Annotated in this window: 12 protein-coding genes; 4 read left to right on the top strand and 8 right to left on the bottom strand. The window is 71.5% G+C overall.

Annotation, left to right across the window (positions count from 1 at the left end; all coding sequences use genetic code 11):
• Positions 1–170 precede the first annotated feature (170 nt).
• From ACFU53_RS40735 to deoC, 4 genes are all read right to left on the bottom strand, one after another.
• Complete coding sequence (locus tag ACFU53_RS40735) at positions 171–800, bottom strand: uridine kinase (protein WP_384004549.1); 630 nt, start codon at positions 798–800, stop codon at positions 171–173.
• 327 nt (positions 801–1,127) lie between these two features.
• Positions 1,128–2,042 (bottom strand): aldehyde dehydrogenase family protein, encoded by a 915-nt coding sequence (locus ACFU53_RS40730; protein WP_384004547.1) that lies wholly within the window; start codon positions 2,040–2,042, stop codon positions 1,128–1,130.
• Positions 2,035–3,471, bottom strand: a complete 1,437-nt coding sequence (locus ACFU53_RS40725) for an aldehyde dehydrogenase family protein (RefSeq protein WP_384004545.1) — start codon at positions 3,469–3,471, stop codon at positions 2,035–2,037. Before ACFU53_RS40725 ends, ACFU53_RS40730 begins: the two co-directional genes overlap by 8 nt.
• A 5-nt stretch (positions 3,472–3,476) precedes the next feature.
• Complete coding sequence (deoC, locus tag ACFU53_RS40720; RefSeq protein WP_384004551.1) at positions 3,477–4,430, bottom strand: deoxyribose-phosphate aldolase; 954 nt, start codon at positions 4,428–4,430, stop codon at positions 3,477–3,479.
• A 220-nt stretch (positions 4,431–4,650) separates the two neighbouring features.
• Between deoC and ACFU53_RS40715 the strand changes: the two genes are divergently transcribed.
• Both ACFU53_RS40715 and ACFU53_RS40710 read left to right on the top strand, forming a co-directional pair.
• Positions 4,651–5,409, top strand: coding sequence for a PH domain-containing protein (locus tag ACFU53_RS40715; protein ID WP_384004543.1), 759 nt, complete (start codon positions 4,651–4,653; stop codon positions 5,407–5,409).
• A 439-nt stretch (positions 5,410–5,848) separates the two neighbouring features.
• Positions 5,849–7,657 (top strand): hypothetical protein, encoded by a 1,809-nt coding sequence (locus tag ACFU53_RS40710; RefSeq protein WP_384004541.1) that lies wholly within the window; start codon positions 5,849–5,851, stop codon positions 7,655–7,657.
• Between the two features lie 94 nt (positions 7,658–7,751).
• Here the strand turns inward: ACFU53_RS40710 and ACFU53_RS40705 are convergent, their stop codons facing one another.
• From ACFU53_RS40705 to ACFU53_RS40695, 3 genes are all read right to left on the bottom strand, one after another.
• Positions 7,752–9,383: a phospho-sugar mutase gene (locus tag ACFU53_RS40705; RefSeq protein ID WP_384004539.1), complete on the bottom strand. Its 1,632-nt coding sequence runs from the start codon at positions 9,381–9,383 to the stop codon at positions 7,752–7,754.
• A gap of 108 nt (positions 9,384–9,491) precedes the next feature.
• Positions 9,492–10,316, bottom strand: a complete 825-nt coding sequence (locus ACFU53_RS40700; RefSeq protein WP_037694512.1) for a purine-nucleoside phosphorylase — start codon at positions 10,314–10,316, stop codon at positions 9,492–9,494.
• Positions 10,317–10,444: 128 nt separating this feature from the next.
• Positions 10,445–10,882, bottom strand: coding sequence for a gamma-glutamylcyclotransferase (locus tag ACFU53_RS40695; RefSeq protein WP_384004537.1), 438 nt, complete (start codon positions 10,880–10,882; stop codon positions 10,445–10,447).
• Between the two features lie 176 nt (positions 10,883–11,058).
• Between ACFU53_RS40695 and ACFU53_RS40690 the strand changes: the two genes are divergently transcribed.
• Positions 11,059–12,507 carry an NAD(P)H-quinone dehydrogenase gene (locus ACFU53_RS40690; RefSeq protein WP_384004535.1) on the top strand — a complete coding sequence of 483 codons (1,449 nt, stop codon included), beginning with the start codon at positions 11,059–11,061 and terminating at the stop codon, positions 12,505–12,507.
• 98 nt (positions 12,508–12,605) lie between these two features.
• On the top strand, positions 12,606–13,613 hold the full coding sequence (locus tag ACFU53_RS40685) for a DeoR/GlpR family DNA-binding transcription regulator (RefSeq protein ID WP_384004533.1): 1,008 nt from the start codon (positions 12,606–12,608) through the stop codon (positions 13,611–13,613).
• Between the two features lie 128 nt (positions 13,614–13,741).
• Here the strand turns inward: ACFU53_RS40685 and ACFU53_RS40680 are convergent, their stop codons facing one another.
• Positions 13,742–14,308 carry a TetR/AcrR family transcriptional regulator gene (locus ACFU53_RS40680; protein ID WP_384004531.1) on the bottom strand — a complete coding sequence of 189 codons (567 nt, stop codon included), beginning with the start codon at positions 14,306–14,308 and terminating at the stop codon, positions 13,742–13,744.
• Positions 14,309–14,598 lie beyond the last annotated feature (290 nt).

Here is a 14,598-nt window from a genome sequence, read left to right as displayed (position 1 = left end):
AGTACGGGGGAAACGGGGGACGTCACGGTGGCGCGGGGGAGCGCCGACGCGACGGCCGGGGGGAACCGGCGGGGGTCCGGGGGGACCACGACGGTGCAACACGGGGGAGCACGGGGGAAGCGGGACTGGAGGGCCGGGGGGTCCGTCCAGTCCCGCTTTCATGTCTGCCTTCAGGCCGTCGCCTTCGCGCAGCGGCCCGCGGCGGCCGCCGCCAGACGGCCCAGCGCCTCGTCCCGGTCGCAGGGGTGGGCGCCCAACTCCGTCTGGCGGGCCACGATCGAGCGCTCCAGGCGCATCAGCCGCCAGCCGCGCCGCAGCAGGAACGGCACCGACTTGCGGCCCTCCTTCAGATCGCGCAGGAAGCGGCGGCGGAAGGTCTTCACCGGGCCGCGGGTCAGGCACAGCGCGTCCGCCAGCAGGCCGAGTTCACGGCAGCGCCCGACGATCTCGGCGGCGAAGATGCCCTCGGCGATGAACACCGGGGTCCGCCCGATGTGCAGGGCCTCCGCGCCGGTACGCGCGCTGAGCGAGATGTCGTACGTCGGGACGGTCGTACGGCCCGTGCGGCACAGCTCCTCGATCGCCGCTACGGCGGTGTCCGCGTCCCACGACAGCGGGTGGTCCCAGTCGATGTCCGCGTTGCCCTCCACCTGCGGCAGCGTCGGGTCGTCGCCCTCCTTGTAGAAGTCGTCGAGCCGCAGCACGGGCAGGCCGGAGCGGGCGGCGAGGAGGGATTTGCCTGAGCCGGACGGACCGGACAGCAGGACGACCCGGGTCGGTATCGGGGGATGCGAACTCACGAGAGTCCAGTGTGAGGCATGACGCGGCTCTCGCCGAGACGGCGGGTCGCCCTTGGAACGCACATCACACCTCAACATCACGCCTCAACTACCGTACGTATCCATATGATCACTTTCCGCGGTGGACACATGCGGGGGAAGATGGCACCGCTGATGGCTCGACATGACGGGGCCGGTGGCGCAGGCGCCGTCGGCCGGGAGCATTCCGGTGCCGGGCCAGGTGATGGGTGGATTGTGCCGAGTGCCCGTAAGGGGCGCGGGGAACTGCGCGACCACCACGGACGGCCTGCACCGTCCCGACGGCCCGCAGTTCCCCGACGCTCTGATTCAGTACGCCGACCCGGACGCGCCCAGCGAGCCCGTCGGGTGCCACACCGTCTTCGTCTCCAGGAATGCCGTCATGCGGTCTATCCCGGGTGACGCCGACCAGTCGTCCACAGGCTGTGGACGGAGGACGCGCTTCAGGTTGTCGGCCGCGGCGATCTCCAGTTCCTTCGCCAGGACGCCGTCCGCGCCGGCCAGGTCGATCGCGTTGACGTCCTGGTGGGCGGCGAGGGGGGCCGCGATCTCCGACGTACGGCCGGAGAGGACGTTGACGACGCCGCCGGGTACGTCGGAGGTGGCCAGGACCTCGCCCAGCGACAGCGCCGGGAGGGGGGACTTCTCGCTCGCCACCACGACCGCCGTGTTGCCCGTGGCGATCACCGGGGCGAGGACCGAGACCAGGCCCAGGAAGGACGACTCCTGGGGGGCCAGGACCGCGACCACGCCCGTCGGTTCGGGGGAGGAGAGGTTGAAGTACGGGCCCGCCACCGGGTTTCCGCCGCCGACCACCTGGGCGATCTTGTCGGTCCAGCCCGCGTACCAGACCCAGCGGTCGATCGTCGCCTCCACCTGGGCGGCGGCCTTCGACTTCGACAGGCCCTCGGCGTCGGCGACCTCGTGGACGAACTGGCCCTTGCGGCCCTCCAGCATCTCCGCGACGCGGTAGAGGACCTGGCCGCGGTTGTACGCCGTCGCGCCGGACCAGGCGCCGAACGCCTTGCGGGCGGCGACGACCGCGTCTCGGGCGTCCTTGCGGGAAGAAAGGGGCGCGTTCGCCAGCCACTTGTCCCTTGAGTCCGTCACCTCGTACACCCGGCCGCTCTCGGAACGCGGGAACTTCCCGCCGACGTACAGCTTGTAGGTCTTGAAGACGGAGAGTCGCTCAGCGCGCTCGGTCTTTTCGGTCTTCTCAGACATCGAGGTACGCCTCCAGGCCGTGGCGGCCGCCCTCGCGGCCGAAGCCCGACTCCTTGTAGCCGCCGAACGGCGACGTCGGGTCGAACTTGTTGAACGTGTTGGACCAGACGACGCCCGCACGGAGCTTGTTCGCGACGGCCAGGATCCGGGAGCCCTTCTCTGTCCAGATGCCCGCCGAGAGGCCGTACTGGGTGTTGTTGGCCTTGGCGACGGCCTCGTCCGGGGTGCGGAAGGTGAGGACGGAGAGGACCGGGCCGAAGATCTCGTCCCGCGCGATCGTGTGCGCCTGGGTGACGTTCGTGAAGAGCGTCGGGGCGAACCAGTAACCCGCCGAGGGGAGTTCGCAGGCCGGGGACCAGCGCTCGGCGCCCTCCGACTCGCCGCGCTCGACGAGCGAGGTGATGCGGGTGAGCTGCTCCTCGGAGTTGATCGCCCCGATGTCCGTGTTCTTGTCGAGGGGGTCGCCGAGGCGGAGCGTCGACAGGCGGCGCTTCAGGGAGTCGAGCAGCTCGTCCTGGATCGACTCCTGGACCAGGAGGCGGCTGCCCGCGCAGCAGACCTGGCCCTGGTTGAAGAAGATGCCGGTCACGATGCCCTCGACGGCCTGGTCGATGGGGGCGTCGTCGAAGACGATGTTCGCGCCCTTGCCGCCCAGTTCGAGGGTCAGCTTCTTGCGGCTGCCCGCGACCGTCTTCGCGATCTCCTTGCCGACCGCCGTGGAGCCCGTGAAGGCGACCTTGTTGACGTCCGGGTGCGCGACCAGGGCCGCGCCCGTGTCGCCGTAGCCGGGGAGGATGTTGACGACGCCCTTGGGGAGGCCCGCCTGGCGGCAGATGTCCGCGAAGAAGAGGGCGGAGAGGGGGGTCGTCTCGGCGGGCTTCAGGACCACCGTGTTGCCGGTGGCCAGGGCCGGGGCGATCTTCCACGCCAGCATCAGGAGGGGGAAGTTCCAGGGGATGACCTGGCCCGCCACGCCGAGCGGCTTCGGGTTCGTACCGAAGCCGGCGTGGTCGAGCTTGTCGGCCCAGCCCGCGTAGTAGAAGAAGTGCGCGGCGACCAGGGGGAGGTCGGCGTCCCTCGTCTCCTTGATGGGCTTGCCGTTGTCCAGGGTTTCGAGGACGGCCAGTTCGCGGCTGCGCTCCTGGACGATGCGGGCGATGCGGAAGAGGTACTTCGCGCGCTCCGCGCCGGGGAGTGCGGACCACTTCTCGAAGGCCTTGCGCGCCGCCCGCACCGCGCGGTCCACGTCCGCCTCGCCCGCCTGGGCGATCTCGGAGAGGACCTCCTCGGAGGCGGGGCTGACCGTCTTGAAGACCTTGCCGTCGGCGGCCTCGGTGAACTCGCCGTCGATGAACAGGCCGTAGGAGGGGGCGATGTCGACGATCGCCCGGGACTCGGGGGCCGGTGCGTATTCGAATGCGGAAGCCATGGGGATCAGTCCACCGTCACGTAGTCGGGGCCGGAGTAGCGGCCGGTGGCCAGCTTCTGGCGCTGCATCAGCAGATCGTTGAGGAGCGAGGACGCGCCGAAGCGGAACCAGTGGTTGTCCAGCCAGTCCTCGCCGACGGTCTCGTTGACCAGGACGAGGAACTTGATCGCGTCCTTGGTGGTGCGGATGCCGCCGGCGGGCTTCACGCCGACCTGGACGCCGGTCTGGGCGCGGAAGTCGCGGACGGCTTCCAGCATGAGGAGGGTGTTGGCGGGGGTGGCGTTCACCGCGACCTTGCCGGTCGAGGTCTTGATGAAGTCCGCGCCCGCGAGCATGCCGAGCCAGCTGGCTCGGCGGATGTTGTCGTAGGTCGAGAGTTCGCCCGTTTCGAAGATGACCTTCAGGCGGGCGGCGGTTCCGCAGGCATCCTTCACGGCGACGATCTCGTCGTGGACCTTGAGGTAGTTGCCCGCGAGGAACGCGCCGCGGTCGATGACCATGTCGATCTCGTCGGCGCCGGCGGTGACGGCCTCGTGGACGTCGGCCAGCTTCACGGCGAGGGGGGCGCGGCCGGCCGGGAACGCGGTGGCCACGGAGGCGACCTTGACGGTGGAGCCGGCGACGGCCGCCTTGGCGGCGGGCACCATGTCGGGGTAGACGCAGACCGCGGCCGTGGCGGGGGTGGTGCGGTCGGTGGGATCGGGGAGGACCGCCTTGGCGCCGAGGGACCGGATCTTGCCCGGGGTGTCCGCGCCTTCCAGGGTCGTCAGGTCGACCATGGAGATGGCCAGGTCGATGGCGTACGCCTTGGCGGTCGTCTTGATCGAACGGGTGCCGAGCGAGGCGGCGCGCGCCTCCAGGCCGACCGGGTCGACGCCGGGCAGCCCGTGGAGGAAGCGGCGCAGCGTGCTGTCGGACGCGGTGACGTCGGCGAGAGCGTGGGGTGCAGCTGTGGACATGGTCACCAGACGAGCATATCTACGCGCGTAGCAGGTGTACAGCCCTCGGGTTCGTTCGGCGGGCGCCCAGATAGCTCGGGGATGCGTGCTGTGTGACGGGGGCGGGTGGCCTGTGCTTGCTCGCGCCCACGTGGTGGAGCCGCACATCGATACAGCCCCGCGCCCCTACGGGGCACGGCCCCTTCCGCAGGGGTTCGAGGCGTCGGGCAGAATCGGACGTATGAGCACCTCGGAACAATCGTCGCCCGAGCCGGAGCACACGTCGGCGGGGCGGAAGCGTGCGGAGGCTGCGGCGGCTTCGGAGACCCCGAAGGTCGAGCAGGTTCCGGTGGCTGCGGCGGCCCCTGCGTCGAATGCGTCGAAGCCCGGCAAGCCCGTGTACAAGGACCGGGTGTACCGGTCGCCCGCCGGACTGGTGGGCGGGGTGCTGCTGCTCGGGTTGTTCGCCTGGCTCGGGGGGGACGCGGTCGTGTCGGGGGAGGGGCGGACGCCCTGGCTGGCGTTGGCCTCGATGCTGGTGGCTGTGCCGCTGGTGGTCGCTTTCTCGGTGCGGCCGGCGGTGTTCGCCAATGATGATCGGCTGCGGGTGCGCAATCCGTTTCGGGTGATCGACCTGCCCTGGGCGTCTGTCGTGTCGCTTCGGTCCGGTTACACCAATGAGGTGGTCGACCAGGGCGGTGCCAAGTATCAGCTCTGGGCGATTCCCGTTTCGCTGCGTGGCCGTAAGAAGGCCGCTCGACATCAGGCCCGGGAGGCTCATCGGGCGGCCAAGGGGGACGGTGGGGGACGTACGGCCTCGGTCGCGCGGCCCGTGCGGGCGGAGACCGATCAGATCGTGGCTGATCTGCGGGAGCTGTGCGAGGCGCGGGCGAAGGCGGTCGGGTCGCAGGGGGAGCCGAGTGTGCGGTGGGCCTGGGAGATCGTGGCGCCCGCGGTGGCGGGGACCGTGTTGCTGGTGGTGCTGATCGCGTTGGGGTGACCCCGTCCGACTGAACTGTCGGTCGGTACGCCGGTGCGGGGTGCCCCGCGCCGGGTGGTGCGTCTTCCCGTCCTAGGGGTGTCCTGGGGAAGAACGGGCGCTCCGTGGCCGTATCGCCGGCGGTCCATGTGCGTATGGAGCGGCATGCGACGTGCCGGGCCTCGTGCGAACGCGCGGACGTCGCCACGGGCCGGCCACCGCCGTCCCACGCGAACCACACCCGACCCCCGCCCTCGGCCGTTTGCTGAATTCCGCCGCCTGACGGGCACCTGATGCCGGGCGCTCCAGGGGGAATTGCTCCGGACATCTGTTCTATGGTGGCGTGAAACGCGCCGGACGAAACGTCCGGGAAGCATGCGACAACCCAACTCCCCATGAACCAGGGTGCATTGGGCCCCGAACGTCGCAACCACGACGGCGGCCGGAGTGTCACGGAACGATGAGTACGAAGCTTGAGCCCCAATCCCAGCCCCAATCCCAGCCCCAGCCCCAGCCCCGGCCCGGGCCCCCACCGCGCCGGCTGCCCGCGACCGCCGTGCCCGGGGACTGTGTCCCCTGGAGCGGGGAGAAGCTGGAGGCCTGGGCGCGGACCCGGCCGCCCGTCTGGGTGCCGGTACGGACGCGCCCCCTGCACCTCCTCGCCGTGGTCCCGGGCGGCCTGATCGTCGGCTTCTGGCTGGCGAACTTCGCTGAGGTGCCCGCCGCCCTCGCCGTGCTGGTCCCGCTGCAACTGGTGTGGACCCTGGTCAGGCCCGAGGTCGTACGGTTCTCGGCGCCCGTGCTCATGCTCCTGCTGGCCTGGCGCGGGGAAACGCACGACGTGGCGACCCTGCTGGGCGGCCTCGCCGTGACCTTCACCTGGGCCACGGCCGAGATCCGGCTGAGCAAGCGCAGGCTCCAGCGGCAGTGGGCCGTGGCGGCCGCCGAGGGTGCGACCGCCACGGTGCCGGACGAGGTGGGGCCGTTGCGGCGCGGCCGGTTCCTCATGGGGCTCGGCTGCGTGCTGACCGTACTCGGAGCGGGGCTCCTTTCCATCTCCTCGGGCTGGGACGTCGCCACCGACCGGCACGAGGTCACACTCGTCGGATGGTTCGTGGTCGGCTGGGGGCTCACCGCGCTGCTCTCCGGGTGGCTGGGGCGCCGCCGGGCCGCCGCGCTGCGGCGCGCTCCCGTGCCGGTGGTACGGGTGCTCGTACGCGACGGCGTTGACGGGGACGTCGAGGTCTTCGCCGCCGACGATGTGGAGGCACTGCGGCCGCTGTTCACCGTCGCGGCCGAGGAGTGGTACGACGACGACAGCGACGAGGAGTTCGAGGAGCGCATCGGCCGGGAGGAGGCGGACGAACTCCTCGAAGCCGTCGAGAACGACGACGATGACGACGAGCAGCCCGGCCCCCTGCGCGAGGCCGTGCTGTACGGGCCGCCCCACGACGGCGCCGAGATCGTGATCGTCAGCGCGGCGGGGAAGCCGGAGGAGCCGGAGCCATCTCAGGGACCGGTGGACCTGGAGAAGCCGGGAGCGCAAGGCGGCACGGACGGGGCCGAGGGGGCGGGCGGTTCGCCCTCGGAGCTGGTCGTCGAGTCGTCGAGCGGGCCGGTGCGACCGCTGTCCGACCGGGCCGTACGGCGTCGGGTCGCCGCGCAGCAGGCCGGGGCGCGGCGGAGCGCGGTCCACGAGGAGCTGCGTGCCACGGCCGTCACGGAGAGCAGAGCGCGGCTGGGTGAGGAGCCGGTACCCGTACGGCGCTGGCGGGCGGGGTGGGCCGACTGGACCGCCGCCCTCGTCACGATCTTCTTGATCGCCGCCATCGGGCTGTACCCGAACGGGCTGGGGCAGCACGTCCTCGGAGGCCTGCTCGGCGTCTTCGGAGTCCTGACGCTGCCCCAGCTGCTGCTCTGGCGCATCACGGCCGACCGCTCGGGCCTGTGGCTGAGTGGCTGGCGTCGGACACGGCACATCGAGTGGGACCACCTCATGGCCGTCCGGTGCAGCGGTTCCGTGCTGACGGTGGACAGCCGCCGGGCGTCCTTCCCGACCTGGACGGTCCGGGCGGAGCGCTGGCGCTGGCTGGAGCGGAAGCTGCGCCTGGTCCACCCGTACGAGAGGACCGCCGCCGAGATCACCGCCATGTGGCGGGAGCCCGCGCTGCGGCCCGAAGGGGAGCACAGGGGCCGGGGGATGCCGTTGTGGCCGCTGAGTGTGGTGCTGGCCGTGGTGTGGGTGGCGGCGCTGGTGCTGGTGCCGTAACCGCTCCCCGGCCGGTCTCCGGCCCGGACGCACGGAGGCCCCGGCCGGTGATCCGGCCGGGGCATCCGTGCGTCCGGGGAGGGGCAGGAAGTGGTCAGATACCCGCCGCCGCCGACAGGTCCCGCTTGATCCCGGCCAGCAGACCGGCCGCCTTCGTGCGGGCCGCCGGGAGACCGGTGTGGTCGGCGACGGGCACCACGACCTCCAGGTAGCACTTCAGCTTGGGTTCCGTGCCGCTGGGGCGGACGATCACGCGGGCGCCGTCGAGGGTGTAGCGCAGGCCGTCCGTGGGCGGGAGCCTGTCCGTCCCCCGCGTCAGGTCCTCGGCCCTGGTGATGGCCAGGCCGGCGAGGGCGGTCGGGGGCTGCTCGCGGAGCCGGTCCATCGCGCGGGCGATCAGCGAGAGGTCCTGGACGCGGACCGAAAGCTGGTCGGTGGCGTGCAGGCCGTGCTCGACGGCGATGTCGTCCAGGCGGTCGAGGAGGGTGCGGCCCTCCTCCTTGAGCTGCGAGGCGAGTTCCGTGATGAGGAGGGCCGCCGTGATGCCGTCCTTGTCGCGGACGCCCTCGGGGTCGACGCAGTAGCCGAGGGCCTCCTCGTAGCCGTAGCGCAGGTTCTCGACGCGGGCGATCCACTTGAAGCCGGTGAGGGTCTCCTCGTAGGGGAGGCCCGCCTTCTCGGCGATACGGCCGAGGAGGGAGGAGGAGACGATGGACTCGGCGAACGTGCCCTGTGCGCCTCGATCGACCAGGTGGGTGGCGAGGAGCGCGCCCACCTCGTCGCCGCGCAGCATCCGCCAGTCGGTGCCGTCCTTGACCGCCACGGCGCAGCGGTCGGCGTCGGGGTCGTTGGCGACGATCAGGTCGGGGTCCGTCTCGCGGGCCTTCGCGAAGGCGAGGTCCATCGCGCCGGGCTCTTCCGGGTTGGGGAAGGCGACCGTCGGGAAGTCCGGGTCCGGGTCCGCCTGCTCGGCGACGAGGACGGGCTCCGGGAAGCCCGCGCGGGCGAAGGCCGCGAGCAGGGTGTCCCTGCCGACGCCGTGCATGGCCGTGTAGACGGTGCGGGCGGTGCGGGGGGAGCCCGGCGCGAGGACCGCGTCCGTACGGGCCAGATAGGCCTCCAGGACGGTGTCGTCCAGGGTGTCCCAGCCGGCGTCGGGGCGGGGGGCGTCGTCGAGGGACAGTACGGCGTCGATCTCGGCCGCGATCTCGGCGTCGGCCGGGGGCACGATCTGGGAACCGTCGCCCAGGTAGACCTTGTAGCCGTTGTCGCGGGGCGGGTTGTGGCTGGCCGTGACCTCCACGCCGGCGACCGCGCCCAGGTGCCTTATGGCGAAGGCCAGGACAGGCGTGGGGAGGGGGCGGGGGAGGACGGCCGCGCGGAGGCCCGCGCCGGTCATCACGGCGGCCGTGTCACGGGCGAAGTCGGCGGACTTGTGGCGGGCGTCGTAGCCGATGACGACGAGGCCGCCGCTGCCGCCCTTCTTGTTCAGGTACGCGGCGAGGCCCGCGGCGGCGCGGATGACGACCGAGCGGTTCATACGCATGGGGCCGGCGCCGAGTTCGCCGCGCAGACCCGCGGTGCCGAACTGGAGGGTGCCGGAGAAGCGGGCGGTCAGCTCCGCCGTGTCCGCCGCGTCGATCAGCTTGCCGAGTTCGTCCCGGGTCTCCGGGTCGGGATCCTCGGCCAGCCACGCCTTGGCGCGGGCGATCAGGTCGTCGTGCACGGGGGTCAACCTCTCGTTCTGGTGTGGTGGCCGGTCGCGCCCACGCGGCGGAGCCGCACAGCCGATACGGCCCCGCGCCCCTTGCGAGGCGCGAAGCCCGCCCCCTGTCTACAGGCGGTTCAGTACCTGCGTCAGCAGCGCGCCCATACGCGTCGCCGAGTCGCGGCCCGCCTGGAGGACCTCTTCGTGGTTCAGGGGCTCGCCCGTCATACCGGCCGCCAGGTTGGTCACGAGGGAGATGCCCAGCACCTCGGCGCCGGCCTCGCGGGCGGCGATGGCCTCCAGGACCGTGGACATGCCGACCAGGTCCGCGCCGATGACGCGGGCCATGCGGATCTCCGCCGGGGTCTCGTAGTGGGGGCCCGTGAACTGCGCGTAGACGCCCTCCTCGAACGAGGGGTCGATCTCCTTGCACAGGGCGCGCAGGCGCGGGGAGTAGAGGTCCGTGAGGTCGACGAAGTTCGCGCCGACGATCGGCGACGCCGCCGTCAGGTTCAGGTGGTCGCTGATCAGCACCGGCTGGCCGGGGCGCATGCCCTCGCGGAGACCGCCGCAGCCGTTGGTGAGGACGATCGTCTTCACGCCGGCGGCGACGGCGGTACGGACGCCGTGCGCGACGGCGGCGACACCGCGGCCCTCGTAGTAGTGGGTGCGGCCCAGGAAGACGAGCGCGCGCTTGTCACCGATCTTGTACGAGCGGACCTTGCCGCCGTGGCCCTCGACCGCCGGCGGCGGGAAACCGGGCAGCTCGGTGACCTGGAACTCGGCCTCGGGGGCGCCGAGCGCGTCCACGGCCGGGGCCCAGCCGGAGCCCATCACAAGAGCGACGTCGTGGGTCTCGGCGCCCGTCAGCTCGCGCAGGCGCGCGGCGGCGGCGTCGGCGGCGGCGTACGGGTCGCCCTGGATGTCGTCCGGAAGAAGAGATGCGTTCACGCGATGAGGGTATCCGGTCCCAGCCTACGCGCGTAGATGACGAGGCTCACCGGATCGGGATCGTTGTCTTGTCGTTTCCGACGGGGAGTTCGGGCGCGAGACCTGCCTCGCGCCTCTCGGCCGACGCCTCAGCAGGGGCGTTTACGCAGTTCCATCACGTAGTCGTGGGGCGCGCCCGCCGACTCCGCCGCGTCCGCGACCTCCCCCAGGTAGCGGGCCGAGGGCAGGCCGCCCTCGTAGCCGTTGAGGACGTAGACCCAGGCCGGTTCCTCGCCGTCGAGGGTGTGTACGCGGACCCGCATCCGGCGGTATATGTCCAGGCCGACGCCGACCCAGCGGTCCATCGCGTCCTCGTCCATGGGGGCGATGTCGTACAGCGCCACGAAGACCTGGGAGCGCGGCGCCTCGACGACCGTGGCCAGAGCACCCTCCCAGCCCATGTGCTCGCCGCCGAAGGTCAGCCGCCAGTCGTTCAGCCAGCCGGTTGCGCGCAGCGGGGAGTGGGGGGCGCGGCGGGACATCAGACGCGAGTCCATGTTGCCGGCGTAGGCGGCGTAGAGCGACATGGGGAGAGGGTACGGGAGGGGGTGGGACGGGGTGGGGTGCCTATCGGGTCGGGGGACTGTCGTGCGGCGGCCGCGGGTTCGTCGTGGCTGGTCGCGCGGTTCCTTGCGCACCTCGCGGTGCGTCCCCGGGCGCCCCGTACCCCCCGGGGACGTGCCACCCGCGTTCGTACGGGACAATGGAGTACGTGACTCGGATCGTGATCATCGGTGGCGGACCCGGCGGATATGAAGCGGCGCTGGTGGCCGCGCAGCTCGGTGCGGAGGTGACCGTCGTGGACTGCGACGGTCTGGGCGGGGCGTCGGTGCTGACCGACTGCGTGCCGTCGAAGACGCTCATCGCGACGGCCGAGGTGATGACGACCTTCGACTCCTCGTACGAGGAGCTGGGGATCATCGTCGCCGACGACACTCCGCACATCGACACGCCCGCGCGTGTCGTCGGGGTGGACCTCGGCAAGGTCAACCGGCGTGTGAAGCGGCTCGCGCTGGCGCAGTCGCACGACATCACGGCGTCCGTGACGCGCGCCGGCGCGCGGGTCATGCGCGGGCGCGGGCGGCTAAAGGGGCAGCAGGATCTGGACGGGTCGCGCAAGGTCGTGGTGCGCGCAGCCGACGGGTCCGAGGAGACGCTGACCGCCGACGCCGTGCTCATCGCCACCGGCGGTCATCCGCGTGAGCTGCCCGACGCGCAGCCCGACGGGGAGCGGATCCTCAACTGGACGCAGGTCTACGACCTGGACGAGCTGCCCGAAGAGCTGATCGTCGTCGGGTCCGGTGTGACCGGTGCCGAGTTCGCCGGTGCCTACCAGGCGCTCGGGTCGCGCGTCACGCTCGTGTCCAGCCGTGACCGCGTGCTGCCGGGCGAGGACCCGGACGCCGCCGCCGTCCTCGAGGACGTCTTCCGGCGGCGCGGTATGAACGTCATGGCGCGGTCCCGGGCCCAGTCCGCCAAGCGGGTGGGGGACCGGGTCGAGGTGACGCTCGCGGACGGACGGGTCATCAGCGGCTCGCACTGTCTGATGGCCGTCGGCGCCATCCCCAACAGCGCGGGAATGGGCCTCGAGGAGGCCGGGGTCAAGGTCAAGGAGTCGGGACACATCTGGACCGACAAGGTCTCCCGGACGAGTGCGCCGGGTGTGTACGCCGCAGGTGACGTGACCGGCGTCTTCGCGCTCGCCTCCGTGGCCGCCATGCAGGGCCGGATCGCCATGTACCACTTCCTCGGCGACGCCGTGGCCCCGCTCAACCTGAAGACCGTGTCGTCCAACGTCTTCACCGACCCCGAGATCGCCACCGTCGGCTACACCCAGGCCGACCTGGACGCCGGGGTCATCGACGCCGTCGGGGTGAAGCTGCCGCTGCTGCGCAACCCGCGCGCCAAGATGCAGGGCATCCGGGACGGCTTCGTCAAGATCTTCTGCCGGCCGGGCACCGGCATCGTGGTGGGCGGTGTCGTCGTCTCCCCGCGCGCCTCGGAACTGATCCACCCCATCTCGATCGCGGTCGACAACAACCTGACCGTCGAACAGATCGCGAACGCCTTCACCGTGTACCCGTCCCTGTCGGGTTCGATCGCCGAGGTCGCGCGCCAGCTCCACACGCGCAAGTCCGGCGACGGCGTCTGACGATTGTCTGACGGGTTCCGTCCCGGATGGCCCCTATATCACTTCTCGCCCCACCGTGCGAACAACTTCTGCTATTCGGCGCAAACTGCTGAAAGCAGATGGTCGTTGGCGTTACTGTCAGTTTCGTGTTCGCTGCAGAACGTCGCCAATTGATCCTCGAAATGGTGCGGGCCAATGGAGCCGTGTCGCTCCGTGAGCTCGCACGCGTCGTCCAGACCTCCGAAGTGACCGTACGGCGGGACGTGCGCGCTCTGGAGGCAGAAGGACTCCTCGACCGCCGGCACGGCGGTGCGGTATTGCCGGGCGGGTTCACGCGGGAGTCCGGCTTTCCGCAGAAGTCTCATCTCGCGACCGCCGAGAAGACGGCCATCGCCGACCTCGCCGCGAGCCTCGTCGAAGAAGGCGAGGCCATCGTGGTCGGGGCGGGGACCACCACGCAGGAGCTGGCACGCCGGCTCGCGCGGGTCCCCGGGCTGACCGTCGTCACCAACTCCCTGTTGGTGGCCCAGGCGTTGGCCCACGCCAACCGTGTGGAGGTCGTGATGACCGGCGGCACCCTGCGCGGTTCCAACTACGCCCTGGTCGGCTCCGGTGCCGAGCAGTCCCTCCAGGGGCTGCGCGTCTCCAAGGCCTTCCTCTCCGGGAGCGGACTGACCGCCGAGCGCGGCCTGTCCACGTCCAACATGCTGTCGGCGTCCGTCGACCGCGCGCTGGTCCAGGCCGCCGCCGAGGTCGTCGTCCTCGCCGACCACACCAAGCTCGGCACCGACACGATGTTCCAGACGGTGCCGACCGATGTGATCACCCGGCTGGTCACCGACGACCCGCCCGGCCACGACGACCGCGCGGTCACCGAGTTGCAGGCCCTGGCCGATCAGGGCGTGCAGATCTCCGTGGCCGGGGCGTCGGGCGGCGGTGGTACGGGAGGCGATCCCGTCCCGGCGCGCCCATCGCGCCGGGACGTGCCCCTTCCGGGGCCCCGCCGCAACCAGGTCCATGGCACCGCGCCGCAGTTGCGCACCGCCACGGTCCTGGGGGACCAGCCGCCGGCCGGTGAACGGGAGCGGGAGCGGGCGGCCCGGGTCGCTGATCTGCGCCGCCGGTAGCCCGCGTGTACGTCCGCTCGGGCGTCACGGGTGTCACGGGCGTCACGGCGCCACAGGCGTCACGGGTGTCTCGTCGGCTACGTCGTCCGGTCGCTTCGCCGGTCAGGCCGGTAGGGGCCGCTCGCCGGTTACGGCTTCAGGCCGCGCAGGGTCAACGTCAGCAGGCGGTCGGCCAACTCCGGGTCGTCCGGGGTTTCCTCGGCCGCCAGCGCGATCGCGTGGGTGAGCTGGAGCAGGTCGCCGATGGACACGTCGTCGCGTACGGCGTGGGCGTGTTGCGCCCGCTCGAGGAGGGCGGTGCCCGCCTCTCGGATGGGGGCGCAGCACCGGGCCAGGTCCGAGGTGTTCTCGTCCGCGGCGCGGGAGTCCGTGTACGAGACCGTCATCAAGGCCTGGGCCAGACCTCGGTATTCGCCCGCGTGGGTGATGATGTCGCGCAGCCAGGCGACCAGTGCGGCGCAGGGTTGGGCCGCGTCGAGTTGCGCCTGGGCGCGGGCCAGCAGGTCGCCGACGGCTTCCTCGAAGACCGCGCTCAGGAGGGCCTGGCGGTTGGGGAAGTGGCGGTAGAGGGTGCCGATGCCCACGTCCGCGCGGCGGGCGATGTCTTCGAGCGAGGCGGCGGTTCCGTGGGCCGCGAAGGCGAGGCGGGCCTCCGTGAGCAGTCGGTCGTGGTTGCGGCGGGCGTCGGCTCGCATGGGCCGTGTGGTCGGCAAGGGGTCACCTGCTCTCTTCGCTGGGTGGTGGGTTCAGCCTAAGAGCTCGGGTGATTGCGGAAGTTGCGCGGGTGCCGGTCGATCGTGGCTGATCGCGCCCACGCTGCGGAGTCGCATGTCGACACAGCCCCGCGCCCCTTATGGGGCGCGGGTGCTCAGCGGAGTCGAGCCGTGCGGTCAGTCCTTGATTTCGCAGATGGCTGCGCCGGAGGTGATGGAGGCGCCGACCTCTGCGCTGAGGCCCTTGATGGTGCCGGAGCGGTGGGCGTTGA

Origin of the sequence: Streptomyces sp. NPDC057474, from assembly GCF_042802555.1 — a bacterium.
In the GTDB taxonomy this organism is placed as follows: Bacteria; Actinomycetota; Actinomycetes; order Streptomycetales; family Streptomycetaceae; genus Streptomyces.
The sequence above is the reverse complement of the archived record's forward strand: the minus strand, read 5'-3'. Positions and strand labels throughout refer to the sequence as shown.

Bases quoted from the DNA above. Each gene is read 5' to 3' on its own strand.
- ACFU53_RS40730 (WP_384004547.1), bottom strand. From the start codon at position 2,042: ATGTCTGAGAAGACCGAAAAGACCGAGCGCGCTGAGCGACTCTCCGTC.
- ACFU53_RS40725 (WP_384004545.1), bottom strand. From the start codon at position 3,471: ATGGCTTCCGCATTCGAATACGCACCGGCCCCCGAGTCCCGGGCGATC.
- deoC (WP_384004551.1), bottom strand. From the start codon at position 4,430: ATGTCCACAGCTGCACCCCACGCTCTCGCCGACGTCACCGCGTCCGAC.
- ACFU53_RS40715 (WP_384004543.1), top strand. From the start codon at position 4,651: ATGAGCACCTCGGAACAATCGTCGCCCGAGCCGGAGCACACGTCGGCG.
- ACFU53_RS40710 (WP_384004541.1), top strand. From the start codon at position 5,849: ATGAGTACGAAGCTTGAGCCCCAATCCCAGCCCCAATCCCAGCCCCAG.
- ACFU53_RS40695 (WP_384004537.1), bottom strand. From the start codon at position 10,882: ATGTCGCTCTACGCCGCCTACGCCGGCAACATGGACTCGCGTCTGATG.
- ACFU53_RS40690 (WP_384004535.1), top strand. From the start codon at position 11,059: ATGGAGTACGTGACTCGGATCGTGATCATCGGTGGCGGACCCGGCGGA.
- ACFU53_RS40685 (WP_384004533.1), top strand. From the start codon at position 12,606: ATGGTCGTTGGCGTTACTGTCAGTTTCGTGTTCGCTGCAGAACGTCGC.
- ACFU53_RS40680 (WP_384004531.1), bottom strand. From the start codon at position 14,308: ATGCGAGCCGACGCCCGCCGCAACCACGACCGACTGCTCACGGAGGCC.